15 protein-coding genes are annotated in these 26,255 nt (G+C 41.3%); 7 read left to right on the forward strand and 8 right to left on the reverse strand.

Annotated elements, in window-relative coordinates; translation table 11 throughout:
- The first annotated feature begins 100 nt into the window (after positions 1-100).
- The gene (locus H6G41_RS12035; RefSeq protein WP_242037898.1) at positions 101-3,079 is read left to right on the forward strand and encodes a tetratricopeptide repeat protein; all 2,979 of its coding nucleotides are present in this window, start codon (positions 101-103) and stop codon (positions 3,077-3,079) included.
- Positions 3,080-3,220: 141 nt separating this feature from the next.
- Here the strand turns inward: H6G41_RS12035 and H6G41_RS12040 are convergent, their stop codons facing one another.
- Positions 3,221-3,739 (reverse strand): COP23 domain-containing protein, encoded by a 519-nt coding sequence (locus tag H6G41_RS12040; RefSeq protein WP_190746427.1) that lies wholly within the window; start codon positions 3,737-3,739, stop codon positions 3,221-3,223.
- 145 nt (positions 3,740-3,884) lie between these two features.
- On the opposite strand from H6G41_RS12040, the gene H6G41_RS12045 reads away from it, so the two are divergent.
- From H6G41_RS12045 to H6G41_RS12055, 3 genes are all read left to right on the forward strand, one after another.
- Positions 3,885-7,553, forward strand: a complete 3,669-nt coding sequence (locus H6G41_RS12045; protein WP_190746428.1) for a filamentous hemagglutinin N-terminal domain-containing protein — start codon at positions 3,885-3,887, stop codon at positions 7,551-7,553.
- An 81-nt stretch (positions 7,554-7,634) separates the two neighbouring features.
- Positions 7,635-9,404, forward strand: a complete 1,770-nt coding sequence (locus H6G41_RS12050) for a ShlB/FhaC/HecB family hemolysin secretion/activation protein (protein WP_190746429.1) — start codon at positions 7,635-7,637, stop codon at positions 9,402-9,404.
- Positions 9,405-9,575: 171 nt separating this feature from the next.
- Positions 9,576-12,323: a CHAT domain-containing protein gene (locus H6G41_RS12055; RefSeq protein ID WP_190746430.1), complete on the forward strand. Its 2,748-nt coding sequence runs from the start codon at positions 9,576-9,578 to the stop codon at positions 12,321-12,323.
- Between the two features lie 48 nt (positions 12,324-12,371).
- On the opposite strand, the gene H6G41_RS12060 is transcribed toward H6G41_RS12055, so the two are convergent.
- From H6G41_RS12060 to rpsB, 4 genes are all read right to left on the reverse strand, one after another.
- Positions 12,372-14,993 carry a CHAT domain-containing protein gene (locus H6G41_RS12060; protein WP_190746431.1) on the reverse strand — a complete coding sequence of 874 codons (2,622 nt, stop codon included), beginning with the start codon at positions 14,991-14,993 and terminating at the stop codon, positions 12,372-12,374.
- On the reverse strand, positions 14,990-17,992 hold the full coding sequence (locus tag H6G41_RS12065) for an S-layer family protein (protein WP_190746432.1): 3,003 nt from the start codon (positions 17,990-17,992) through the stop codon (positions 14,990-14,992). The genes H6G41_RS12060 and H6G41_RS12065 overlap by 4 nt, the downstream gene beginning before the upstream one ends.
- Positions 17,993-18,294: 302 nt before the next feature.
- Entirely contained in the window at positions 18,295-19,239 is a 945-nt protein-coding gene (tsf, locus tag H6G41_RS12070) for a translation elongation factor Ts (RefSeq protein ID WP_190746433.1), read from the reverse strand.
- A gap of 154 nt (positions 19,240-19,393) precedes the next feature.
- Positions 19,394-20,188 (reverse strand): 30S ribosomal protein S2, encoded by a 795-nt coding sequence (gene rpsB / locus H6G41_RS12075; protein ID WP_190746434.1) that lies wholly within the window; start codon positions 20,186-20,188, stop codon positions 19,394-19,396.
- Positions 20,189-20,620: 432 nt separating this feature from the next.
- On the opposite strand from rpsB, the gene H6G41_RS12080 reads away from it, so the two are divergent.
- Entirely contained in the window at positions 20,621-21,226 is a 606-nt protein-coding gene (locus H6G41_RS12080) for a pentapeptide repeat-containing protein (protein WP_190746435.1), read from the forward strand.
- Between the two features lie 67 nt (positions 21,227-21,293).
- Here H6G41_RS12080 and H6G41_RS12085 read toward each other — a convergent pair whose 3' ends face one another.
- The 3 genes from H6G41_RS12085 to fraC all read right to left on the reverse strand — a co-directional run bounded on the left by H6G41_RS12085 (position 21,294) and on the right by fraC (position 23,935).
- Positions 21,294-22,073 carry an ABC transporter permease gene (locus H6G41_RS12085; protein ID WP_190746462.1) on the reverse strand — a complete coding sequence of 260 codons (780 nt, stop codon included), beginning with the start codon at positions 22,071-22,073 and terminating at the stop codon, positions 21,294-21,296.
- Between the two features lie 206 nt (positions 22,074-22,279).
- On the reverse strand, positions 22,280-23,323 hold the full coding sequence (fraD, locus tag H6G41_RS12090; protein WP_190746436.1) for a septal junction protein FraD: 1,044 nt from the start codon (positions 23,321-23,323) through the stop codon (positions 22,280-22,282).
- 69 nt (positions 23,324-23,392) lie between these two features.
- On the reverse strand, positions 23,393-23,935 hold the full coding sequence (fraC, locus tag H6G41_RS12095) for a filament integrity protein FraC (RefSeq protein WP_190746463.1): 543 nt from the start codon (positions 23,933-23,935) through the stop codon (positions 23,393-23,395).
- 202 nt (positions 23,936-24,137) lie between these two features.
- Between fraC and H6G41_RS12100 the strand changes: the two genes are divergently transcribed.
- Together H6G41_RS12100 and H6G41_RS12105 are read left to right on the forward strand one after the other, a co-directional pair.
- The gene (locus H6G41_RS12100) at positions 24,138-25,274 is read left to right on the forward strand and encodes a cob(I)yrinic acid a,c-diamide adenosyltransferase (protein ID WP_190746437.1); all 1,137 of its coding nucleotides are present in this window, start codon (positions 24,138-24,140) and stop codon (positions 25,272-25,274) included.
- Positions 25,275-25,560: 286 nt separating this feature from the next.
- The gene (locus tag H6G41_RS12105) at positions 25,561-26,175 is read left to right on the forward strand and encodes a hypothetical protein (protein WP_190746438.1); all 615 of its coding nucleotides are present in this window, start codon (positions 25,561-25,563) and stop codon (positions 26,173-26,175) included.
- Positions 26,176-26,255: the final 80 nt, after the last annotated feature.

Genomic DNA, 26,255 nt, shown 5'->3' on the forward strand with positions numbered 1-26,255 from the left:
AGAATAGTCAAAATTAAGTGACAATGGTATCATAATTTTTTGATATCAATTAAAAAAACATCAATTCGCTTATTTTCATAACTTAATATCCCTGGGGATTATGAAGCCGCTAGGTAAAGTTTTACAACAGGCTGACCTCATTTCATCTGAACAGTTAGAGATTGCTTTGCAAGAGCAGTCCCACATTACTGGATTGCGGCTTGGTGAAATTTTAGCGTTGCACGGATGGCTGAAACAAGAAACGGCTGATTTTTTCTCTCAGCAGTGGCCGACTTTACTAGAGCAGAAAACAAAACAGCCTTTGGGAAAATATTTAGAAAAAGCTGGGCTGTTAAATCAGCAGCAAATCACCACTATTTTAGTGGAACAACAGCAGAAGAAACTCCGCTTTGGCGAATTAGCAGTACTTAAGGGTTGGTTGAAACCCACGACAATTAAATTTTTTTTGGAACATCTTGCTTTAGAGTCCCAATTACAGCAATATCTTACTCAGCAGGGCGCATCTCCAAGTTCACAAAGTCCAGTGCAGATCGCAAAGTTAAACTTAGAAATGGTACTACCACAGCAGAACAACTTAAAAGTCTCGAACCCTGTTGAGAATTCAGCTTTTGCTGCCAACTCCATAGAGCAGGAATCCGCAAGGTTAAGACTATTTAGCCGTAGTACTATCAAGCTATTTAAATTAGATGAGAAAGCTAGCAATCCAGAAGTTTTACTAGCAGAGGTGCTGGCTTGGACAGATGGACAGCCGATTCTCACCCAAAAACTTTGTCGCTTATTGGCGGAATCAGAAGTTGAGATCGCCGCAGGTGCAGAAGCCGCAACAGTGCAGCAGCTAGTAGAAAATAGCCTAATTAAAAATTGGGAAACTCAAATTGCTGCTGAGCATTTGCAAGGAATTGGTGACAGTATAATTCACAATCAGCAATGCGATCCCTTATCGCTGTTGGAATTATATCAACGAATTTGGCAAGCAGGCGAAATCAATAGCAATGATAGTCCAGAACAGGCAGAACTGTTGCGTTTAAGATTGGTAGTGCAGAAACAAAACCAGCTAAAAGTTGCTAACCGCATCTATCAAGCAGTTTTTGATCGCAATTGGATCGAGCAGGAATCAGTAAAAATAAAATTATTTAGCCGCAAAAATGCCGAATTAGACGCAAAAGCTAGCGATCCGGAGGTATTGCTGGCAGAAGTGGTAGCCTGGACAAACGAGCAACCGATTTTGACGCAAAAGCTTTGTCAATTACTGGCAGAGTCAGTAGTTCATCTCACCGCAGGTTCAGAAGTTGGAACAGTGCAACAACTGGTAGAAAATAGGCTGATTAACAATTGGGAAACTCAAGTTGCCTCCGAACATTTGCAATACATCCGCGACAGTATAATTCACAATCAGCAATACGATCCCTTATCGCTGTTGGAATTATATCAACGAATTTGGCAAGAGGGTGCAGTCCCCACTAACGGCAGTTCTGCTCAGGCAGAATTGTTGCGTTTGGGATTAATTGTAGAACAACAAGATCAATTAAAAGTTGCCAACCGCATTTACCAAGCAGTTTTCGATCGCAATTGGATCGAGCAGGAATCAGTCAGGTTAAGATTATTTAGCCCCAGCAATATTAAATTATATAAATTAGACGAAAAGGCTGCTTGTCCTGAAATTGTCATTGCAGAAATATTGTCATGGACAGATGGACAACCGATTCTGACGCAAAAAATATGTCAAATACTGGCTGATTCAGATATTTTTATTGCCGCAGGTGCAGAAGCTGCAACAGTGCAACAGCTAGTAGAAAATAGTTTAATTAAAAATTGGGAAACTCAAGTTGCAGCTGAACATTTGCAAAGCATACACGAAAGTCTGATTCATAATCATCAGTGTGACTCCTTATTGCTGTTGGAATTGTATCAACAGATTTGGCAACAAGAAGAAATCCCCAATGACGATCGCAGTCGCGAACAAGCAGAACTACTACGGATAGGATTGGTAATTCTCAAAAAAGACAAGCTAAAACTGGGGAACCGGATTTATCAAGCAGTTTTTAATCGCCATTGGGTAAAGTTGGAGTTAGAGAAAATTATTCGTGCGTCTTTGGCGCAAACAACTATATATAATCCCATACCAGCTACTCATACTTGGACTGTCGGTAATACTGTTACTTCACCTGAACCGAAAGGAACTAAACGGTTCTTGGTGTTGCTAGCCATAGCTGGTTTAATGGTTTGCGGTTCTAGCGTCATGGTTTTAGGTTTCAGTGTTTTTAGATGGTTACAAGTAGAGACAATTTTCAAACAAGGTAATGCTTTATTACAGCAAGGAAAGCATCAAGAAGCGATCGCAAAATATAACAAACTTTTAAAACTCGATAGCAACTACTACCAATCTTGGACTAATCGGGGTTATGCACTAGCGGGGCTAAAAGATTATAACCAGATGCTAGAATCCTGCACGACGGCAACTATCATCAACCCAGAAGCAGTTTATGCCTGGAATTGCCGAGGAGAAGCACTGTATAATTTGAAACAATCTGAAGAAGCGATCGCCGCTTTTGATAAAGCAATCAGCTTTAACCCTAAAGATCCCGTGTTCTGGATTAATAAAACCGAAGCTTTAATTACGCTTAAACAACCTGATAAAGCCCTAGAGACGATTAATCAAGGAATCAAGTTATTAAAACAGATTTGGGAAACTGAACGCAAAGATGCAAATGCCAAAGAACTAGCTATTGGGTTGACTTATCAAGCCAGAGTGTTATTGCAAAAGCAAGAATATGAAGGCGCTCTCAAAGCTTACGAGCAAGCATTAAAATACAATCCTAACTACTTTATTGCCTTACGCGGTAAAGGAATTGCCTTGCAAAACTTAAAGCGAGACGATCAAGCGATCGCGCAATTTTACTCTTTGATTGAGCGTCCCCAGTTAACTAATAATGAAAAAGCTGAAGCTTGGTATTATTTGGGATTAAGCCTGTGTAAATTCGGACAAGCTCAAAGAGCGATCGCTGCTTTCGATCAAGCCCTAAAACTTAAACCAGATTACCCTGCCGCAGAACAAGGTAAAAGAGCTTGCCCTAGTTAAACAGAAGGGAAAGACAAAAAAGCCGAGAATGCAGCACCTTGCTTTTGCTCTGTCACCAAAAGCAGGGGTACAGAGGAGGAAGAGAAAAATAATCTTTCTCTTCCTCCTCTGCTAGTTACTCGCCCCATGCCCCATCTTTAGTTAAAATGGCCACCAAAAAGGCTTAGTCTCCGTATAAGTACGGCTAATAGTCCGGACATCGGGACGTTGTGCTTGTTTAAAATCCCTACCTAACATTTCATATAAAGCTTGAGAGGGGTTCTCAGATGATTTAAAACTAAATAATATTTCCGCACTATAGTGATCGCAACCGATGCCTCTGCGTTCTACAGCACAAACAACAGGTTGATTGTTTAGCTTATCAGTCGTTAAATATTTGGAACTACCAGTCTCATAAAGATTCTGTAAAGTTTTAGCTGTATTTTCGCACTTTTGCCAAGCATCCGTAGGCGAGAAGTATTGTGGCAGAAAGTTTAAAATAGTGTAATCTTTGGTAGTTCCAGCTTGAACTAACGTCAAAATTACTGTTGGCGTACTGGCGTTAACCTTGCAAGAGACTTGGAAATCGTTGGCTTTGCTGGGCGCAGACATTGCTGCTATCGCACCCATAGCTAATATTGGAGTCATCCCTAGATTTACCCAAGACAGCCACTTATTCATATTGCTTCACTCCCTTTATTGACCAAAATTTAGGCTTGAATATACACTCAATAATATTATGATTATTTTTTAGTTAGATTTACTGAAATTAAACTAAAAAAACATTTAAGTAATTTTTACGTGGGCTTCATTTCCCCTATGCATAATGAAACAAATATCTCGCCAAATTGTCGCTACTGGTAGTGTTTATATTTGCTGTTTAATTGCTAGTTTTTCTGCCACTGCACAAATATCTTCAGATACCACACTTCCTAATCCTAGTAATGTTACTCAAACTGGCACAAGCTTTGAAATTACCGGAGGAACGCAATTAGGTAGTAACCTTTTCCATAGCTTTCGAGACTTCACGGTTCCTGAGGGTGGTGAGGCTTTTTTTCACAACACAGCCAACGTAAATAATGTTACCAACATCTTTAGCCGAGTCACAGGTGGGTCAATTTCCCATATCAATGGACTTATCCGGGAAAACTATGGTGCTAATTTTATCCTGATCAATCCCAGTGGCATTAACTTTGGCTCCCAAGCCCAACTCAGGATTGGTGGCTCATTTTTGGCAAGTACAGCCAATAGCGTCAAATTTGCTGATGGTGCTGAATTTAGTGCCAGCAATTCAGCTTCCCCCCAACTAACTATTAGCGTGCCCATTGGCTTGCAATTTGGCCAGAACCCCCAAGGGATTCGCGTCCAAGGGAATGGACATAACATAACTTTACAAAGCCCGATATTCTCACCCTTTACGATTGGGGATAGCACTGGACTCAAGGTGGAACCAGGAAAAACCCTAGCCTTGGTAGGCGGGAACATTAACTTTGAGGGTGGAACTGTTACAGCTAAAGGCGGACGCATTGATTTAGGTAGCGTAGCTGGAGGCTTGGTAAGTCTCGATTCTAATTCTCAAGGTTGGAATTTAGGCTATCAAGGAGTGACCTACTTTCAGGATATTTCCTTATCACAAAAAGCTTTAGCAGATACCAGTGGTATAGGTAGCGGCTCAATTCAGCTACAAGGAAGAAATATTAGCATTAAGGATGGCTCAGTTGTCTTAATTCAAACTCTGGGTAATGAGTCAGCAGGTGGGATTAATGTTAAAGCGTCTGATTCCTTATCCTTAATCGGTACGACAGCTAACGGCCAAATTTCCAGCAACTTATTTACAGAAACTCTTGGCGGTGGTAGAAGCGGTAATATTACAGTTTCTACCCCCAACTTATTAATTCAAGATGGAGCGGCTATCTCTGCGGTTACCTACACCGCTGCGCCCGGTGGGAATATTGAGATCAACACAGTGGATTCTGTGAAAGTGTTGGGGTTCTCACCAGTTAACCCCAGCCGATTCAGTAATATTACAGGAGCAACTTTTGGGGCTGGTGATGCGGGAAGGTTGACTGTGTCAACACAACAGTTAACAGCACTTTCAGGGGGAAGTATTGCCTCGGTCACTGCTGGTACAGGCTCTGGTGGGAATGTGACGATCAATGCCGCGAAGTTGGTAGAACTGATCGGTGTCACGCCTGGTGTTTTCACCCCTAGCGCCGTGACAGCAGGTACTGGCGGCCCGGGTAGGGCTGGAAGTGTGACAATCAATACTCAGCGGTTGGTTGTTAAAGATGGCGGGAGAGTTGATGCTTCTACCTTAGCTAGTGGCACTGCTGGCAGCGTAATTATTAACGCAGAAGACGCTGTAGAAGTTAGTGGCACAGTTCCTGGCTCTGTGAATCCTAGCCTGATCGTGTCCTCAGCTAACATCGTTGATGAGAGCTTGCAACAGTTATTGCGAGTGCCCGCTGTGCCCAGTGGTGATTCAGGAGATGTGACGATTAACACTAGAAACTTGATGGTCACAGATGGCGCGCAACTGACCGTGAGGAATGATGGCACAGGGGATGCAGGAACACTAAGAGTGAATGCAGGCTCTATTTTGCTAAATAGTGCAGGGACGATTACGGCAGACAATAAAGGTGCTGGCTCTGGTGGGAACTTGATCATTGATACGGGTAAATTGACGATTAGCGATCGCTCCTTCTTATCTGCATCTACTTTTGGTGATGGTACGGGAGGAGATATTAATATCCGTGCTACCGACGCAGTAGAAATAGTGGGTACTGGATTTGCCCAGATGCAAGGCACTTTTCAAGTAGGAGCGCTGTTAGGTTCACTCCAGCCTACTGACAGAGGAACAGGCATTTTTATGAGCAATGCCGGTGCAGGTAGTTCTGGTAACCTCAATCTAGAAACTAGTTCCCTAGTTATGCGTAACGGAGCCATAATATTTAACCCAACATTTACTCAGGGGGTCGGTGGGGATCTAAATATCTTGGCCACCGATTTTATCCAAATCAATGGTTCTGCCATTCAAACAGGAAACGTCATTGGCAGTACGGGTACAGCAGGTGACATCAAAGTTGCTACCAAACAGTTATTCTTGGAAGATGGCGGTACTTTTGTCAGCGCCACCTTCGGTAACGGTCAAGGTGGAAGTATTGAAATTAACGCTGCTGATAGTATCCAAATACAGCGAACTCCACCAGGAGCCGCGTTACTAACGGGAATCTATACCAACACAACTTTTGGTACAGGACAGGGTGGTGATATTAGAATTGACACTGGCAATTTGTTTGTTGAAGACGGGGTGATTGGTAGTAATACAGGATCTTCCCTCCCTCCCAATATCGTCATTCCTTTAGGGGGTGCAGGAGGCGATGTTATTGTTAATGCTCGCGAATCTGTAGAAATTGCGGGAGTTTTACCCGATCCGAGATTTCCTAGTGGTTTGGGAACCACAGGCTTTAGTGCTTCCCGCTCAGGGGATTTAACGATTAATACCAAGAAATTGATTCTCCGGGATGGGGCAGATGCATCAACTGCTACCTTGGGTGCGGGGATAGGGGGAACTTTAACCGTTAACGCTTCCGAGTCGATTGAACTCAGTGGTACCACCATTGGGGATTTGACATTAGGGGGCATATCGGCGGCAGCGGGTCGCGCTACTTTACCAGAACTGATAGCTACTGGGGCTTCTGGCGACATCAGAATTTTTACAGATAGCTTGATTGTCCGCGATGGGGCAAAAATTGATGTGCAAAGTTTAGGAACGGGAAATGCCGGCAATATGCAAGTTGTGGCTAACTCCATCTTTCTAGATAATCAAGGAGCTATATCCGCTGCTACTACCTCTGGTGAAGGTGGTAACATTTCCCTGCAAACACGTTCTGTACTCATGCGTAATAACAGCCAGATATCTGCCACAGCGGGTGGTACTGGTAATGGTGGCAACATTGATATTACAGGCTTTAGCCCTGCCAACTTTGTGGCGTTGCTGGAAGAAAGCAAGATTACTGCCGATGCGGTTGCGGGTAGGGGCGGAAATATCAGCATCAATACCAGAGGATTCTTTGTCTGTCCGACTTGCCAAATTAGTGCTAGTTCTCAACTCGGAATTGCAGGAGAAATCAGCATCACCACGCCAGAGGTAGAAAGTAACTTTGAAGTTGTGGATTTACCGCAACAGGTAGCAAAACCAGAACAAGTGGTAGCGCAAGCTTGTCGGGCAACAACAAGTCAAAACCGCAGTGAATTTACCATTACTGGACGTGGAGGTTTACCACCTCGTCCTAGCGAACAGCTAAGTAGTGGTGCTTTATTTAGTTTTGAGCCTGCTGCTAGTGCAGCTACAGAGGTGCAGTCTACTTCCCAATTACCCCTACCTGCAAGAGGGTGGTATGTGAATAAGCAAGGTGTGGTGGTTCTCGCCAGTCAATCGCCAAATTCGAGTCCTTATAATTCTGGGTTAACTTCATCTAACTGTCAGCAATAAAATGATTGGATCTGATGGTTTTAGGGAGATTTTCCCAGAAATGAAGTAAATTTTTGATGTCACGCAGAGTCGCAGAGGAGAATGCAAGATCCTAGTCTAAAAATTACTGTGGGAACTAATGTTTGGCAACAGAGAATTAATTTATCTCCTTGTTTCAGCTTGATACTGCTGTTGTATCTGCTGTATTACACCAACTCTGCTTCCGCCCAGTCGATTAATCCGGTGACGCCTAAGCCGCCAGAACAAACCCCACCTAATCCCTTACCGCCAACAAGTCCACCAATTCAAATTCCATCTACACCACCGCCTACCCCTGATGAAGTTTTAGATATTCCTGGAACCATTACTGTGCAGCGGTTCGAGTTTGTGGGAAATACAGCATTTAGTCAAGGGGAGTTAAATTCTGCGATCGCTAATTTTACTGGCAAACCAATTACTTTTGCCGAACTGCTGAAAGCCGCTAATCAAATCACCGAATTGTATGTGCAAAGGGGATATATTACCTCTGGTGCTTACATCCCAGCACAGGAATTTCGCTCTGGGGTGATTAAAGTTCAAGTAGTAGAAGGTGGGTTGTCAGATATTCAAGTCAATGTCATCAAAGGACGGCTGAACCCTGATTATGTCCGCAGTCGGATTGCGATCGCAACTAATAAACCACTAAATATCAACCGTCTCCAAGAAGCGTTGCAACTGCTGCAACTCAATCCCTTAATTGAAAGCTTAGATGCAGAACTCACCGCTGGAACTAGGCCTGGTGTAAATGCACTGACAGTCACCGTCAGGGGGGCGAAAACTTTTAGCGCCCAACTCAATCTGAATAATAATCGCAACCCCAGCGTTGGCAGTTTAGAACGTAGTATCGCCATATCAGAAGCTAGTCTTTTAGGATTAGGCGATCGCTTTAATTTTACTTACAAAAATACCGATGGTAGCAATAGCTTTGAAGGCGGTTATACCTTGCCAGTCAATGCCCGTAATGGCAGTATTGGTTTTAACTATCGGATTAGTAACAACAAAATTATCGAACCGCCGTTTAATGAGTTGGATATCGCCGTAGATTCCCGTGAGTTTGAACTTTCTTTTCGTCAACCCATTCTGCAAAGAGCCACTCCAGATCTTAGCCAAGAACTGACATTAAGTTTCACCGCCGCTAGAAGGGAAAGTAATTCTTCTATTCAAGGCGTGAATTTTCCCTTATTTCCTGGAGCCGACAACCAAGGAGAAACAAGATTATCAGCATTGAGTTTTGCTCAAGAATGGCTACAACGAAGTCGCCAAGAAGTCTTCGCCGCCCGTTCCGAATTTAACTTGGGAATTGGAGCCTTTAACGCCACCGTTAATAACAGCGAACCAGACAGCCGTTATTTTCTTTGGCGAGGACAACTGATATATTTACGCCTTCTCGCTCAGCCAAAAACCCAAACTGCGATTGCGCCTACTTTGTTGTTGCGTTCCAATGTACAATTGGCGACTACCTCTTTACTTTCCCTAGAACAATTTAGCTTGGGAGGTCAAGGAACAGTAAGGGGTTATCGCCAAGACGCTTTACTTAGCGATAATGGCTTTTTTGCTTCCGCAGAACTGCGATTACCCATCGCCAACTTCCCCCAAGTCAAAGGAACTTTACAAGTCGCCCCATTTATTGATTTTGGCACTGTTTGGAATACAGGCAGAGAAAATTCCCAGCCCAATACCTTAGTAGGTACGGGATTGGGGCTGCTATGGCAAATGGGCGAGCAATTTACAGCACGCTTCGATTGGGGCATACCATTGGTAAATCTTGATACCAACAAACGGACATGGCAAGACAACGGTTTATATTTTCAGTTGGAGTATAAAGCGTTTTGATACTAGGGGCTAGCGATGAAAAGAAATGAGGGACTGTAGTGTGAGCGTCTCGCTCACGCGGGCAAGATGCCCGCACTACCAAAAAAATTGACAGAATACTAGGGGCTAGCAATGAGAGCAAATGAGAAAGACAACTGACAACCGACAACTGACAACTGACTATTAACAAATATGATTTATAAAAAGTACCGTCGTTTTTTAATATTTATTTTTTCCGGCTTATTAGGATTATTATCAAGTCTTACTATCCCTGCTTGGTCGCATTCTCCTAGTTTACAAGTGATATCGCGTCCTAACTGTTCTCCAGAATCTTCTTGTTCTCAACAAAATGCTGATTCTAGGGCTTTAGAGTTAGCCAGAGATGGCGAACGGCGATACAATGCTGGAGATTTAGAAGCCGCAGTACAGTTATGGCAAAAAGCGGCTGAGACTTATGAGAAAATAGGCGATCGCGAAGGAATGACTAAAAGCCTGATCAATCAGTCCCAGGCTTTACAAGATTTAGGACTTTATCCCAAAGCTTGCAAGGCTTTACTGCAAGTTTTTGCTATTCCCAACCCTAACTGTAGTGTCAGCCAAATCGAACAACTCCAGAAAAATCTTGCACAACAGCAAGATTCCCTAACTCCCACTCAAGCCATTGGGTTACAGAGTCTTGGTGATGTGTTGCGCAGACAGGGTTTATTGCAAAAATCGCAAGAAATTTTGCAGCTAAGTTTAGCATCGCTGAGCGAATCACCAGCAAAAAGCGCTGTGTTACTGAGTTTAGCTAACACCGAACGCACTTTAGGTAACCAAATCCGCGATCGCTGGGACTATGATGTAGTTACAGAAATTATTGATCGGAAATCTGTTGCTGATGCACTAGCGCCTTACCAAAAAGCTTTCAACTACTATCAGCAAGCAGTAAATATAGCATCAGCACCACCAATTCCCAAAATTCAAGCCCAACTCAATCATTTTCAGCTATTACTGGAACTACAAAAATGGTGGAGTGAACAAACTAACCGCCGGATTGCTTCTTGGACGAGATTCACTGAATCTAAATTAATCCAGCGCGCCCAAGATTTTAACGCCCAGTTACAATTGCAACTGAGTCAAAATGCTCAAGCTTTGCAAAGTCAAATTCCACCGCAACTAGCTAATTTGACTCCCAGTCGCCCTGGAATTTATGCCCAGATTAACTTTGCTGAATCTTTACTGCAAAGCGCCCAAACACCAGAAGTGGAAAATTTATTAAAAAATACACTGCAACAGGCGCAGAATTTACAAGATAAACGAGCTGAAACCTATGCCCTAGGCTACCTAGGGAAATTTTACTATAAACAGGGTGAGCTAACTCAGGCTACAAAACTTACGCGGCAAGCCTTGATGTTAGCTCAGGAACAAAATATTAATGGTGATGCTAGGGAAATTACTTATCTTTGGCAATCCCAGTTAGGAAGTTTACTGCGAAAACAGAGAGATCCCAAAGGCGCGATCGCAGCTTACACCGCTGCTTTCAACACTCTTCAATCCCTGCGTAGCGATTTAAATGCCAACAATCAAGACGTTCAATTTGATTTTATCCAAGAAGTTAAACCTGTCTATACAGAATTAGTAGATTTGCTATTGCAATCAAATCTCAGCAATGAAGAATTAAACTACCTCATAGTTCCCAATCCTAACATTAATCGCCAAAAAGTTGAGACAAAAAAAACTCTAGATAGTTTAGAGTTAGCCCGCAGAGTTATAGAATCTTTGCAATTAGCTGAATTAGATAACTTCTTTCAAGACCCCTGTTCCGAAGCCACAGATATTGCCGTCCAAATTGATAATATTGACCCCACCGCCGCCGTTGTATATCCGATTGTTTTACCAAATAGAATAGAAGTAATTCTTTCCTTAGCAGGACAACCTTTACAAGCAGTAAAAATTCCCATCACTGAACCAGAAGTAAATGAGACTCTAGATAAACTCTACGATTATTTAGATAACAGTAGTATTAATAACTCTGCTCGGAATATTTTCTCAACATCTAACCCCAACCCCAGAGAATTAAAAGAAAATATTGAGACGCTTTTACCAATTTTTGCAGAAGTTTATAACTGGCTAATTAAGCCTTTTGAGAATCAGTTAAACAATAACCAAATTAAAAATTTAGTATTTGTCTTAAACGGGAGATTACAAAGAGTACCCATAGCAGCACTTTATGATGGACAGAAATATCTCATCGAGAAATATAGCGTCGCCTTAGTTCCTAGCCTGCAACTCATCTCACCGCAAAAATTGCAAAGACAACAGTTAAGAGTATTAGCAGCAGGAGTGAGTGAGCAACTTAAAGTCCAAGGAGAGTTTTTTGCCGCACTAGTTAACGTACCCAAGGAATTAGAGCAAATTAAACAAACTTTCCCCGGTTCTCAAAAACTACTCAATCAAGAGTTTACTGCTAAAACAATTCAAAAAAATTTGCAACAAAATTTTCCAGTAGTTCACTTAGCAACTCATGGATTGTTTAGTTCCAATCCCCAGAGAAATTTCATTATTACTGGAGATGGTCAAAGTATTAGTATTGATGAATTGAGTAAATTATTGAAAGAAACAGGTACCACAGTAGAATTGTTAGTGCTGAGTGCTTGTGAAACTGCTACTGGTGATGAACGTGCTGTTTTAGGCTTAGCTGGTATGGCTGTGCGTTCAGGTGCGCGTAGTACTCTGGCGACTCTTTGGCCTGTAGGAGATACTTCTACAGCCTTATTCATGGGTCAATTTTATCAAAACCTGAAACAGCCAGGAACCAAACAAATAGAAGCATTTAGAAAAGCTCAACTATCGCTTTTAGAATCTTTAAAATCGAATCCACCTTTTCCTGAGTTAAAAAATCTTCCTCCCCATCCATATTATTGGGCCCCTTACGTTTTGGTGGGAAATTGGCAATAAATCCAGCTTTTTCAGCCAAAATTCCCAATCTAAATTCTAAAATTCAAATTACAGCCAATTCCCTACTAAAATGAAAGATGCCCAATGATAGGGGCGATGAAAATCTGTCTGAGGAAATTGATTAAGAAACGCTAATTGAACATTACGTAATGCTTCTGCTTTTGTAATTTGGGGCTGATTAAGTTCTTGGTAGAACCTAATCATAAATTCAGCGGTGGAAGCATCATTAACTTGCCAAATTGCAGCCAGAGTACTGCGTGCGCCGGCACTAATTGCGATTCCGGCTAATCCCAAAGCAGCGCGGTTATCACCTTTGGCTGTTTCGCAAGCACTAAGAATTAGTAACTCAATTGGCTTATTACTTCTTTGATAATCTAAACGTAGTAATTGATCTAAATCTTGAACGCGAATGCGTTCTTGCCAATCTAAAATATAAGTTTGTTCTGGATTAGAACTAAATTTACCGTGAGTTGCTAAATGAACAACATTAAAAGGATGGGAATTAATTTGTTGACGGATATTTTCTTGAATAAAATTTTGATTTTCCAGAATTTGGCTGCGTTCAATTCTTTGTTTAATTCCTGTCATTTCTAAAGCGACATTATCTATATTTCCTAAACCTTCTTTTTGGAAGCTAGGAGCATTAGTAGCACCAGCAATTAAAACATTTAAATTCTCTCTTTTTAAAGGTTTTGGTTCTAGTAATTGTAATCCAGATGTAACGCTGACTGCGTATCTTTCTATCAAATATTTTTGTCCATTATAAAGCATGGACATCGGTAAATTCCGTAGTGAACCATCTAAAATAAATACTAAGTTTTTGATTTGGCTTTGTTCGCGGTTACTAGTAATTTCTAATTCGGTTTCAAAAGGTTTAATCAACCAGTCATATAATTGTTGAGATTGCCTTTTAAGCTGAATCAGGCTAGTACTTAATTTTTCAGCAGATTGTCGCAGTTGTTGAACAGTTTTATCTACTTGAACTTGGGAAACATTTTGATTGCCATAACGACGTAAATTATCTACACCTGGTAATTTAATAATTACCTCTAATCTGTCGGGTAAAATAATTGGATAAATAACTGCGGCGTTAGGGTCTAAATTATCAATATTTACCGCTACTGGTTTAGCACAAGCATCGCCAAAAAAATTATCTAATTCGGCTAATTGCAGGGCTTCCATAATGTTACGAGCTTGCTTGAGATATTCGCGGCTGGGTTCTGGAGAGCGCAGGAATAAATCTACTAATTGTCTATATACAGGTTCTACAGTCTCGCGGAAAGAAAATTGAATATCTGGATTGAGAGCAACTAAATCGCCGCGCAAATTATTGAGAGTATTAAAAGCTTGGATATAATAATTAATTGCTTCGGGGTTAGCATCGCGATTATTTGATTTTTGTTCTGCTTGAAATTGGAGAATTCTTCCCATCTGCCATTGCCATTGATAAGTAATATCTGAAGCATTACTCGCTTGAGCAATTATCAAAGCAGATTGAGTAAATTTTTGAGCATTTTCCCATGCAGATGTTTTTTCATATAACTCACCAAAAATCCCCAGGGCATATGATTCGGCTCGTTGATCTGCTAGGTTTTGAGATTGTTCAACAGCTACATTTAATATTTGGGGAATCTCTTTAGCTGTGCTATCCAATTTAATCAGATTTTGTGCAAAATTGACACGCGCATAAATGGCGGAGCGACTAGGCGGTAATTGTTGTAAAACAGCAGTAATTTCTGGTACTAAAGTCGTAATAGATGATAACTGTTCGCTTTCAATTAATACAGCCATTTGGTTGAGCTTGGCTTGAGCTTGGATAAGTGGTGAAGTGGCAATTTTGGCTGCTTGTTGATAGCGATTTAAGGCTTTTTGGATATAATCTTGAATCAATTCTGTATCTTTAACTGCTTTTGCTCTTCTGGCTAAAGCTATCTCACTATTACCTAAAGCGAGTAAGACTTGACTTTCAGCTTGGGGTAAACCGACTCGTTGCGCGATCGCCAAACCAGCTTGTAAAATTTCTTGAGAATGTTCTAAATCCCTCAATTGGCGGTAAATATTGCCCAGATTTAGTAAGCCAGTGACCTTAAATGCAGAATCTGGTTGTTGGTCAATTTGTTGTTCTAACTGAGTTAAAATCTTGTTGGCGCGACGATAAAGCCCTAAAGATTGCATCGCTAAAGCTTGATTCATGCGGCTACCAATAACGCCAGTGCGATCGCCACAGCGACTATATAATAATTCTGCATTCTGCCAAGATTCTAAAGCCGCTTCTCCATTACCTATGGCTAGTTGCAAGTGTGCTTGCGCATTTTCAGCTTGGGCGCGGGCTTGATCGGCCTGTTGACCGGGTGGTAAATTTTTTAATAAGGACAAGCTTTCGTGAACTGCTACTTGTGCTTGTTGCCATTGACCTAATTTTTGCTGCGCTAAAGATGTAAAAGTTAAAGCTTGCGCTTGCTGAAGCACATCTTTGGCATTTTGGGAAATTTTTACCGCCTGTTGCAGTGTTTGCGCAGCTTGGGCAAACTGTTGAGCATCATAATATTTTTTTCCAGCTTGCAAAAGTGCGATCGCCGAATCTTGGGCAGTAATCGGAAATAAAGCTGAAATACCCAAAGTAAACAGCAAACTCAAAGTTGCAATCAATATCAAGCGCCAAAACTTCATGCTTTTTCCCTCAACCCCTGACAATTGGGAGCATTAAACCAACTACCCGCAGGTGTAACTACAACAGGTTCAACAATCAACTTCACCGCACCATCTGCACCTTTGACCCAACCTTGAGCTTCAACAATTTTCTGCAATGGATCATCTTGTTGCTGCTGTTGCTCATCGCTAGTTCTAGCTGCTGGTGTTGATGAAATTTGTGGTTGTACTAATCGCCAATCCTCCCAAGCTGCATCTGGGTTTAAGACTTCACGAGGAGAAGAAGGTAAACCACCACGACCTGTGACAATAAATTCACTACCCTGACTCGCAGCCACACAAAGATTTTGATTAATTAATCCCGCAACGTTGACAACATCTGTAGGTAATTCTGTCAGTCCTTGAGAAGGGTCTACATCCGCGTCACTAATTTCTACTACACCTGCAACCCCAAACTCCGAACTAGCAGTGATGTCACTAAAATCAGTTTGTCGCGCGCGAAACTGAAGTCCAAAAACTCCTTGGGTAGAAATATTAATCTTCCCGCCTCGACCTTGAAAAGCATCGGCGGTGATGTCGCTATTTTCTTGCGCAACACTAATAATAAATGGAGAGTTAATCGTGATGTTACCACCATCCCCACCTGCATTTGCAGTCCCCGCAGTTGTGGAGATTTGGCTATTTTGGCGCAAAATGAGAAATTCTTTGATATCTAGGGAAATATTACCTCCATTAGTAGAGCGGGTTTGGGCTGTTATCTTGCTGTTATCCAGCCTGATTTTATCGGCAGTAATGCTTAAATTACCCGCAATCCCTTCTCCAGTACTACCAACTGTGGCTTGTGCTCCATGAGAGATTAGTACCTCAGGAGTTTGAATTCTCAAAGAACCCCCATCTCCTCGATTTTCTGTTTGTGCAAACAAACCGCTAGAAATTTGCTGATTAGCTGAGGTTCCTGTTAGTTGCACTAATTGGGAAGCATTAATAGTTAAAGTTCCGGCTTTTCCCAAACCAAAGGTGTTAGTGGAAATTTGTCCCCCATCGCGAACAAGTAATACAGGGGTAGTGATAGTTAAGGAACCAGCATCTCCCGTTGCTCTACGGTTAGCCTGCACATCTAATTTGCTAGGATTTATACCATTAGCGGCAGTACCAATTACTTCTACAGATTCTGAAGCATTAACTGCTACAGTTCCGCCCTTCCCAGAACCAAAAGTGCTAGCTGACACCAGCGCTCCATCCAAGATTTGCAATATAGGAGTGTTAATTGTTAAAGAACCCGCATCTCCTGTTTGTCTACTGGAAGCAAATAAACCACTAGAACGCTGACCATTGGGTGTAGTACCGCGAACTTGTACTAATTCCGTAGCATTGATAGTGGAACTTCCTCCCTTTCCTGCGCCAAAAGTGCCAGATCCCACCTGCGCCCCATCTAAGATTTGAAATACAGGAGTATTAATTGTTATAGAACCTGCATCTCCTTGACCTTCAGTTTGCGAAACTAAGACAGTAGATTGACCATTGACTGCTGTTCCAATTACTTGGACTAATTTTGCCGCATTTACTGTTAAATTTCCCCCTTTACCGAAGAAACGAGTGGAAGACGAAACCTGCGCCCCATCCAAAACTTGTAACACCGGAGTATTAATCGTCAAGGAACCTGCATCGCCTTGACCTTGAGTCACAGCAATTAAAGCACTGGGCTTGCTACCATTAGGAGAAATACCAATTACTTGAATTAATTCGGAAGCATTGACAATCACGCTTCCTCCCTGTCCATCTGATATGGTTCCAGATGAAGCCTCTGCACCATCGCGAATTAGTAACACAGGAGTATTAATCGTTAACTTACCTGCATCTCCTGGCCCTTGGGTTGTAGCTATCAAGATGCTAGGAGAGGGGACTATACCACTCAATTCTACGACAGCAGAAGTATTAACAGTCAAATCTCCGCCTTTTCCTTGGCTATTCGTGAAAGTATAAATTTGTGCCCCATCACGAATTCGCAGCACAGGAGTATTAATGTTTAAGGAAGCCCCATCTCCAGTACCGATTGTCGCCGTGGCTATACCGCTAGGATTTTGACCATTAAGTGCAGCCCCGATGACTTCTAGGGACTGGGAAGCATTTACCGTTAAACTGCTGGCTGTCCCTGTCCCTAAGGTATTTATCTGAATCACCGAACCATCTTGAATCTGCAAATGACGACTCTGCACTTGAATGTTACCGCCAGCATTACCATTTGTAACAACGCTAGCTTGCTGTGAAAGCAAAATATCTTGGAATTCCTGCACGCCTTGATAGCTGAGATGATAGCCAGTGAGTATGGGTGTGAGACTAACTAAACTATTACTCGCAACACTCCCTAACTCAATTCGCCCATCAATGGTGCTAACAATTCCACCTTCTAAAATTACATCACCGCCAACCAAAGCTAAAGTTCTTCCTGGCTGGACTTCTAAACCATTAACTGTACTATTAACGATACTGGCAGGCTTTGTCCCAAATTGTAAGCCAGTAGGAACGCTGACAGTTAACAGTGATTTTGTGGAAGATACAGCTGTACTGAACTGGTAACCATCAGCAAAGTTAAGGCTACTAGCAGTACTGGCGACAAATGAGCCGCCAATATCTAATCTGGCATTAGACCCAAAAACTATACCATGAGGATTAATGAAGAATAAATTGGCATTGCCATCCACACCCAAAGTGCCCAAAATATTTGAGGGATTATTACCTGTTACTCGTCCAAGAATATTGGTAATTCCTGGGGGATTGGCGAAATAAACCCTTTTTCCGGCATCAATATTAAATTCTTGAAAACTATGAAATAAATTACTATCCCGGATTGCGCCGCCATCTATGCGATCGGCAGCCTCACCTTTAATAGTAACATTGGGTGTAATTACGGTACTTTCTGTCCCTAAAGTATCATCATTGGTAATTTGGGCTATAGCGGGATAATTGCCGAAGGCGATCGCTAAAAATCCCATTAGCAGATATAGTGAGGGATTGGTCATTTGTCATTTGTGAGTTCTCTCTTAGGACTTGCAAGTAAAAAAATATTCTATTGCTATTGTTCACAGTCACAATCAACATTCAACACTTCGAGTGAGCTTCAGTGACCGCCGTCAACAGTCAACAGTCAACAGTCAACTGCATAGCACTAAAGTCTTGACAACAAATTCTTCAAAATAAAAAGAATTCTCAAAAATAAAATACAGGCCAGCAGAGTCTGCTTGACCTGTATTTTAACAAGCTATTTATCCTTAGTCATTTGTTGTTAATACTAATAACAAATGACGAATGACAAATGACTATATTATTTGATGCCCATTTGTGCAGCGACTTCATCAGCAAAGTTGCTTTCTTGCTTTTCAATGCCTTCACCTAGGACATAGCGCACAAAACGTTTGATTTTGATATCTTGTCCTACTTTAGACTTAACTTGCTTGACCAACTCTTCTACGGAAATGCTTTGATCGCGAATGAAAGGCTGATCTAGCAAAGCCAATTCTTTAAGACGTTTTTCAATCCGTCCTTGAACAATCTTTTCTTTGATGTTCTGTGGCTTATTAGCTAAATCTTCCCGCCCCATTTCTACTTCTTTTTCTTTTTCAGCAATTTCCGCGGGAATTTCGTCTACAGTGACATACTCGACATTGGGGCAAGCAGCTATTTGCATGGCGCTGTTCCGTGCTAAGGCTTGGAAATCTTCATTGCCAACTACAGCAGCAGTTTCAGATTCCACCTCAACTAATACACCAACTCGACCGCCAGTGTGAATATAGCTGTCTACTATACCCGATTTGCCTTCTGCTATGGAAAAATTGACAAAGCGACGCACCTGAATATTTTCACCAAGCTGGGCAATAGTTTGCTTAATGAATTCATCTACAGTTGCATTTCCATCTTCAATGTAGGGTTGAGTCAATAAAGTCTCAACGCTATCAGCTTTGGCTGCTTGCTTTGCCAGATTTTTAACTAAAGCTTTAAAAGCATCGTTACGGGCAACAAAATCGGTTTGGCAGTTGACTTCTATCAGTACACCTACCTGAGAGCCTGACTCTATGTAGGTGTCTACTAGACCTTCAGCTGCAACGCGATCGCTTTTTTTACCCGCTGAAGTGATGCCTTTTTGCCGCAACCAATCTATGGCTTTTTCGATATCGCCGTCATTTTCTTTTAGTGCTTTTTTGCAGTCCATCATGCCAGCATTGGTTTTTTGGCGTAGCTCTTGGACTAGTTTTGCAGATATTTCCGCCATGTTGCCTCAATTCCTAGTTGACCTCGAGTTGTAATCGCTCACGGGTGTTGAGTATTTCTATCTTACTCAGGGCTGGGGATCAAAAAACGATGAATTGCCAAGTATGAAGTATGAAGTTTTAGTTTGAACCTTTCATACTTCATCCTTTAACTAATTATTCTTCGTCTTCGTCTTCGCTGGGATATGTACCAGACAACTCAGTGTCGTCATAGTCATAATCTTCTTCAGCGCCTTCGTAATCCTCATAATCTTCTTCTGCATCCAACTGACCATGACGACCTTCATAAATCGCATCCGCCAATTTACCGACGATCAGCTTAATCGATCTGATAGCGTCGTCATTTGCTGGGATGGGAATATCTACTACATCGGGGTCACAGTTTGTATCTAACATCGATACAATGGGAATTCCCAATTTTTGACATTCTTGAACTGCGTTATACTCCCGCCGTTGGTCTACAATTACCACTACATCGGGAACTTTCCGCATGGTTTTAATCCCGCCCAAATATTTTTGTAGCTTCGCCATTTCCCGGCGCAACATTGAGGCTTCTTTTTTGGGCAACAAGTCCAATGCTCCGCTTTCTTCGCGGCGTTCTAAATCTTTAAGACGGTCTACGCGGGTTTTGATAGTTGTCCAGTTGGTGAGCATTCCACCCAACCAACGCTGGTTGATGTAGTGGGAGCCACAACGACTGGCTTCTTGGGCAATGATTCCTGCTGCTTGACGCTTAGTACCGACAAAGAGGAATTTTTTACCTTGTTCTGCTTGTGTACGCATATAAGCATATGCATCTTCCATCAACTGGGCAGTTTGTACCAAGTCGATAATGTGTACACCATTGCGGGAAGTATAAATGTACGGAGACATTTTTGGGTTCCAACGGCGGGTCTGATGCCCAAAGTGAACCCCTGACTCCATCATCTGAGCCAATGAAACGACTGGCATATATTCTTACTCCGATTCGGGTTAAACCTCCACCCAGGCGTATTTCTCAATTGGGAAACACCCGAACTCCTGGATGTGCGAGATTAATGAGCCATACTAGGGTAACACATTTGGGTTGCTGTGGACGGTAGTGGAGAATTTAGGAGGCAGGGAAAACCTTTGAACGTTGACTGTTGAGTGTTGATTGTTAACTGTTGACAAGTTTTGCCCTGTAAGTTTAATAACAATTGTTTATATATCAAATTTCCCTGACTTATGTCAGCATTTTTTGTTGAAAAAATGGCTTGAAAGGCTGTTTTTACGCTTTTGGTGAATTTTTTCGGAAATTATTCTTGATTTACTACTCTAATTATTCGCTTTTGGAGTGTACTCTCGATATACAGTAACTTACACAATAGACTGTTGCCATAATTTACACCTTGAGGTAATACCATGAGAAATTATGCGGACAAACAGGACTTAATTTTCAGTCAAAGTAGGGATTTCAGTGGATGCGATTTGAGCGGAATCGACCTGAGAGCAGTAGATTTGAGTGGTGTTAACTTTTTAGGAGCGGATTTGCGTGGTGCAAATCTATCAGGTTCTATTCTCAGGGGTGCTAACCTGCGTGAGGCAAATTTAATTCAAGCGGTGATATCTGAAGCAAATTTAATTGATGCTGATTTAACACAAGCGAATTTATGTGGAGCAGTTTTATGGCGATCGCAATTTTGTGGTACTAATTTTTCTAGAGCTTCTTTATGTGCCGTCGATTTGAGCGAAGCTGACCTCAGTGAAGCCTGTTTAATTGAAGCATCTTTAATTGAAGCGAAATTAATCCGCGCTAATCTCGCAGGTGCAAAGCTCTGTGGTGCAATTTTATTAGAAGCAGATTTAACTGATGCTAATTTAATTGGTGCAGACCTGACATGGGCTAATTTAACATCAGCTAATTTAACTGAAGCGAGGCTTTGGGGAACCAAAATAATTTATACCAAACTGCGGGACGCGATTATGCCCGACGGTACAATTCAGGAACCGCAAATAGCATTTATTTAAGTATTTATTTCATTATGGGTGTATCAGTTTGTAGTCAGGACTCAAGTCCTGGCTACTAGGTATGCGATCAAAACTCGCGGCGTGAGAATATTAAGATAGCGATCGCTAACAGCATGGAACTGTAAAGCAACCCATAGCCAGCATTAGCAATTAGCGCTGTTGGGCTAGGTAATGCTTGTAAACCATAAACAGCTTCGTTTTTTAAGTCTAATCTTGATAAATCAGGCAAAATTAAATACAAAGCTTGAGTTAGACGTTCAATACCGGGATTGCTGCTCAGACGACCAAATTTTAATAAATCTTGAGAAATATTGCCCATTAAATAAACAGCAAAGGTTAAAATTACCGCTAACAAAGAACTGGTAAAAGAACCAAAGCTTATAGCTACAGCATTAATTAAGGATATTTGTAGAAATAAGAACAGGACAGCTATCAAAATACTAGCTATCCCATGGGAAATGTGTGCTATTTGGAGAAATCCTAAATAAATGACCGTCATCATGGTGATGAGTACAGCTAGCACAGCTGATAATCCGAAATATTTACCAGTGATAAATTCGCTGCGACTGATGGGTTTAGCAATTAATACCAAGACAGTGCGTTTTTCAATTTCTTTGTTGATGAGTCCTGTACCCACAAACACAGAAACGATTAAACCGATAACGCCCATTAAAGCCATACCAAAGTCTAAGAAGATTTTGCCTTCAGTAGTAGCTGCAATTTCTGGGAGTATGCGCATTGCAGCCGCGAGAATGAGGGTATAAAAACCGATAATATATAAAATGCGATCGCGTATAACTTCCTGAAATACATTACTCGCCATCACAAAGATTCTGCTGAAATTCATCATATTATTAGGAGCTAGAGGCTAGAGGCTAGGGACTAGAGAAAAGACATGGGGAAATAATTGATCACAAATGACCCATGACCATTGACCATTGATACCCAAAAAACATCTACGCCCAAATTTTAAATAAAGAATTAAAAATTGTCTCTACCGGAATTCTCGGTTAGAGACAAACAGCAGACGATAAATTATTTTGACGATTATAGTTAACGTTGGGCGGGAGGTACACCTACAATGGGTTTACTAATAGGCCCGCACTCAATTTCTGCAATTAGGGAAGTTTGCTCAGGTTTTTGAGTAGTTCCTCGGTTCGTAGATTCTGCAATTGGGCGAATCTGACAGGATTGTCTTAAATAATAGCCCCTGGGGTCGGAACTTGGCCCAGTCCAAATACTGAGTATATCTAGGTTATATTCGTCTTTTTTACGAGGATTAGGATTAGTAATTCGCGGTTCAATCCGCCATAGGTTCTTCTCTTCTTTATCTTTTAGCCGCTTTTCTTGCAGTACTTTCTGACCGATATTGGCGATATTTGCATTAGCATTTTGTAACCATCTCTCCACTTGCGACCAAGGCTGTTTATTAATTTCTCTTTCTACTTTTGGTTGCATTTCTTTCAAAATTGCAGCCCCATTTGGAGAAACTTTAAGTGGTGACTCGGTTCTAATTACGAAGGTACTACGTTTAAAATCATCAGATAACAAACTAGGATATTCTGCGACCCAATTATTGACAACAAAGTAAAATTGAATCCAGCAACTTAGGAGCATGGAGCTAGCCACTAAGACAACAATTTTTTGCCGATCCTCTGGTTTAGGAATTTGAGTTTTTGCATCAGTACCGCTTCCTTCAAAAAACTCTGGTATGGCCGTAATTAATGCGGAAATTGTCGGCCAAAAAACAATTGTATTAGTTGTGAGTACATTCTTATCGTTGTGACCGAATGCAAAAACACTGACTAAAAATCCCGTTATAACTGCGCCTACAGGCATATAAGTCCCAGGAATTCTGGCTGGGTCATCGGTAGTATACCAAGCTGTACCTGCGATGAGAAATAACCAACCAAAAAATGCAATTGTATCTCTAATAGACCCAGTGGCAAAGTATGATATTATCCAAGAAAAAATACTCAGATAGATTAATGTTTGCCAAGCATAAGCTCTTTCAGGAACGAAGAACTTCTTAATTCCTGCGTAGATATCAGAAACAAAGTTGGTTAAACCCAATAAGTCTTTAAATAATGTATTCATAGTTTCCAGCACCTCTAGAGCTTTAAGCGATCGCGATCTCGTTATCTATATCAATTCAGAAAAATACGGCTACTTCATCCGGAACAATAACACCAGAGTTATCGCACTATAACTTAAAGAATTAGCAATTAACATCGTAGATACTAAGCGATTACTGATAAACTTATTTCTGCTTAAATATCTCCACTTCTGCCGCTCCTGATTCGGCGTATTATCTTCTGATTTCTTGCCCAAATTTTCATTAAGTAAAAATGTGAATCCTCTTAAGAGTAAAACTTTTACTATAAAAGTACCAAAAAAAATAATAAAGGCAGCTAAAATGACTAACGATTGTGTGTTAGAAGATTTTAAACTGTTAAAAAATACAAAATTAATTAATTCTGATTTCAACTGAATTGGCAAGACTGGCTGGATCAGAAAAAATACAACCCAACCAATAACACTAGAAAAAAGATTGATAGAAATAGCATAAAAAATGCTAGTTTTTTTATCAAAATTTAATCTACTATTAAAACAATATGCTTCTATGGAAATAGCCATAAGTATAAATAGTAAATCAAATAAAATCGCACCTACGGGTAAAACTCGGGGAAAGTCCCAATTTTCAAACAAATTAAGCTCAAACATTTCAAACATAAAAGTTTAACTGCAAAGGTTAACTTTAGAGAGTATAACTGGCACAACCACAGTGATGGGGGAAATTATCTCATACATGCTCCAGAAACATGTACGTAAGTGCTATGATAACTGCTCTATCTGAGAGCACAAGACATTCGTTAAGATTAAAAACTGCTATATTACAGCTTTTCGCGACATGACAAGGAACGGTATCGGTATTCGCACGGCGCAAGTGCGTCCTGAACGGCTCACTGGTCAAATTCACGTCTATGATGGTGCGGGGAAAGGAAAATCCCAAGCAGCTTTAGGGGTGGTTTTGCGCTCAATTGGTTTGGGAATTAACACACCTAGTAATTCCAACCGTGTCTTATTATTAAGATTTTTAAAAGGGCCAGAGCGAGATTATGATGAGGATGGGGCAATTGCTGCCTTACAGCGAGGTTTCCCTCATTTAATCGATCAAGTCCGGACTGGGAGAGCCGAATTTTTTGGCCCGGATGAAATCACGGCTTTCGACTGTGTGGAAGCTGCTAGAGGTTGGGATGTAGCTAAAGGTGCGATCGCCTCTGGTTTATATTCAGTTGTGGTTTTAGATGAAATTAACCCAGTTCTCGATTTAGGTTTGCTCCCAGTTGATGAGGTGGTAGCCACACTTAAATCCAAACCCCAAGATTTAGAAATTATCGCGACTGGAAGAGCTGCGCCGCAAAAGCTGCTAGATATTGCTGATTTACATTCGGAAATGAAACCGCAACATCACCCAACAGCTAAAGCTCTGTTAATTGATGGTATTGAAATTTACACTGGTGCCGGTAAGGGTAAATCTACTAGTGCTTTAGGTAAAGCCTTACAAGCTATAGGTAGAGGTATAAATCATCCAGGTTCTACCCGCGTGATGATTATGCAATGGCTCAAAGGTGGTAGCGGTTATACCGAAGATGCAGCGATCGCGGCGTTGCAGCAATCATATCCTGAAGTAGTAGATCATCAACGTTGTGGTCGAGATGCGATCGTTTGGCGTAATTCCCGGCAAGAATTAGATTACGTAGAAGCCGAGAGAGGTTGGGAAATTGCCAAAACTGCGATCGCTTCGGGATTGTATAAAACTATCATCCTAGATGAACTCAATCCTACCGTTGACCTAGAATTACTCCCTGTAGAACCGATTGTTCAAGCCTTACTCCGTAAACCTCGCGATACGGAAGTAATTATTACCGGGCGCTGTCAAAATCAACCGTCATACTTCGATTTAGCTAGCATTCACTCTGAGGTTTATTGTCATAAACACTATGCAAATCAAGGCGTAGAACTCAAACGAGGAGTAGATTTTTAAATTTGTCAGTTGTCAGTTGTCAGTTGTTAGTAGGGGCGGGTTTATTTAGATTATCGTTGATCGGCGAAGATATTCGTGAACCCACCCGTACAGTTGTCAGTTGTCAGTTGTTCAGGATGTAACTAAGTAAGCACAGTCAACAGTCAACAATCTCCCTATTTTCCACTAGTCTATGGGTAAATATTGATTGTGTTCTTTTGATAGAAATTAATAGGTAATTGTTCTAAAGCCTTTTAACCATTTTTTCATTTATTTTGAATTATCCACTTAGAAAAATGGTTAAAACATGCTGCGTTGTAATTTAGTTACCTTACCAGTTGTTCTAGCTGTTTTGGGCAGTACAATTCCGGCTACTGCTCTTCCTTCAGAAGTTTTTACGGCTCAGTTACCAGAAATTCAGCAAAACATCCCTGCTGGTTATGGAATACGCTTACCCGAAGAAATTCGCTTAAGCAATGTTAGCGATGCCTACGACGGTAAACTACGCAATTTGCTTAGTCAACTAACTGTGCGCGTTTTTCCCAGCCCTCGCGGTTTGACTATCGGCTTGTTTAATTGTGAAGCTGCTACTACACCTTGTTTAGTAGGAACTTTTAGCGCAGATAACCCTAATGCTGTGACTGCGCTGTACGAGTTTGCTAAACATAAAGCTACAGGTGATCCTATTTCCCTAGGAAAAAATATGCAAGGTTATTTTTTAGATGGAAATACACAAAGTCCAAAGCTACCTTTTTCTTCCCTGATGTGGAAGCAAGATGGATTAATCCACACAGTCTCATTTCCAGCTAAAGAACGGCAAAACATTCTTTTTATGGGCTATTCAATGGCGAATCAGCCAGCAATTCGGCGCACTGTTGCCAAAGTTAAAAGACCAAATTCAGTTTTCTCATTAGTTAAGTAGGTTTAAGTAGAGTTAAATAGAGTTAAGTAGACTTTAATATTACTGGGAGCGAGGGTTTAAAATAGTTTAGGCTGAGTGTA

The organism is Tolypothrix sp. FACHB-123, assembly GCF_014697075.1.
Taxonomy (GTDB): Bacteria; Cyanobacteriota; Cyanobacteriia; order Cyanobacteriales; family Nostocaceae; genus Aulosira.

Coding starts and splice junctions, on each gene's coding strand:
- H6G41_RS12085 (WP_190746462.1), bottom strand. CDS start 22,073: ATGAATTTCAGCAGAATCTTTGTGATGGCGAGTAATGTATTTCAGGAA.
- H6G41_RS12060 (WP_190746431.1), bottom strand. CDS start 14,993: ATGAAGTTTTGGCGCTTGATATTGATTGCAACTTTGAGTTTGCTGTTT.
- fraD (WP_190746436.1), bottom strand. CDS start 23,323: ATGAATACATTATTTAAAGACTTATTGGGTTTAACCAACTTTGTTTCT.
- H6G41_RS12105 (WP_190746438.1), top strand. CDS start 25,561: ATGCTGCGTTGTAATTTAGTTACCTTACCAGTTGTTCTAGCTGTTTTG.
- H6G41_RS12080 (WP_190746435.1), top strand. CDS start 20,621: ATGAGAAATTATGCGGACAAACAGGACTTAATTTTCAGTCAAAGTAGG.
- H6G41_RS12100 (WP_190746437.1), top strand. CDS start 24,138: ATGACAAGGAACGGTATCGGTATTCGCACGGCGCAAGTGCGTCCTGAA.
- tsf (WP_190746433.1), bottom strand. CDS start 19,239: ATGGCGGAAATATCTGCAAAACTAGTCCAAGAGCTACGCCAAAAAACC.
- H6G41_RS12065 (WP_190746432.1), bottom strand. CDS start 17,992: ATGACCAATCCCTCACTATATCTGCTAATGGGATTTTTAGCGATCGCC.
- rpsB (WP_190746434.1), bottom strand. CDS start 20,188: ATGCCAGTCGTTTCATTGGCTCAGATGATGGAGTCAGGGGTTCACTTT.
- H6G41_RS12040 (WP_190746427.1), bottom strand. CDS start 3,739: ATGAATAAGTGGCTGTCTTGGGTAAATCTAGGGATGACTCCAATATTA.
- H6G41_RS12045 (WP_190746428.1), top strand. CDS start 3,885: ATGAAACAAATATCTCGCCAAATTGTCGCTACTGGTAGTGTTTATATT.
- H6G41_RS12055 (WP_190746430.1), top strand. CDS start 9,576: ATGATTTATAAAAAGTACCGTCGTTTTTTAATATTTATTTTTTCCGGC.
- H6G41_RS12050 (WP_190746429.1), top strand. CDS start 7,635: ATGCAAGATCCTAGTCTAAAAATTACTGTGGGAACTAATGTTTGGCAA.
- H6G41_RS12035 (WP_242037898.1), top strand. CDS start 101: ATGAAGCCGCTAGGTAAAGTTTTACAACAGGCTGACCTCATTTCATCT.